The sequence below is a fragment of the Vibrio sp. S234-5 genome, from assembly GCF_000960595.1.
Lineage (GTDB): Bacteria > Pseudomonadota > Gammaproteobacteria > Enterobacterales > Vibrionaceae > Vibrio.
This window is the reverse complement of record NZ_JZAM01000061.1, coordinates 1-746: the sequence shown is the minus strand read 5'-3', so window position 1 is coordinate 746 and position 746 is coordinate 1. Positions and strand designations below refer to the sequence as shown.

Annotated in this window: 1 protein-coding gene; it reads left to right on the top strand. The window is 44.4% G+C overall.

The features are described from left to right. Positions 1 to 743: ISL3 family transposase (locus tag UF06_RS02375; RefSeq protein ID WP_045569026.1), on the top strand; the 743-nt coding region annotated here is incomplete at its 5' end. Positions 744 to 746 lie beyond the last annotated feature (3 nt).

Below are 746 nucleotides of genomic sequence, written 5' to 3'. Positions count from 1 at the left end.
ATGAGATTTACTGTGGCTCAAAAAGTGGCTTCATGACGGTTGTGATTGATATGAAGACAAGTGCCGTCATTTATACAGAGAAAGGAAAGAAGGCCGAAAGCCTTGACGGTTTTTGGAAACGGAAGCTGCGTTGTAAAAAGCCGATTGAAGCCGTCGCCACCGATATGGGACAGGCATACATCTCTTCGGTAAAACAGCACGCCCCGAAGGCGAAGTTGGTCATTGACCGTTTCCACGTGGTGAAGCGTTTTAATGAAAAGCTGACAGAGTTCAGGCGTGAACTACAAAATTCGATGAGTAACAAAAATGACGCTCAATACCTTAAGAATACTCGTTGGTTATTGGTAAGTAATCCCGATAGGTTAGATGAGCAAGGCCAAGCGAGATTGGAGCGAGCACTCGCAGCCAATCAGCCCTTAGCGGTGGTTTATTATTTAAAAGAGAAGTTAAGAATGCTGTGGTCGCAGCCATCAAAGATAGAGGGTGAGAGATGGCTAGAAAGCTGGATAGATGAAGCGAACCACTCAGGCATTGTGATGCTAGAGAAGTTTACTAAGACCCTGAGGAAGCATAAGGATGGGATATTGGCATTTTATGATGAAAGGATGAATAGTGGTCGAGTAGAGGGTGTGAACAACCGAATAAAGACGCTGAACAAAGTCGCCTATGGGTATCGTGATTGGGAATTTTTTGAGTTAAAAATCAAAGCCAGTCATGAGGCGAAGTATCGATTTTCCGGATGAACC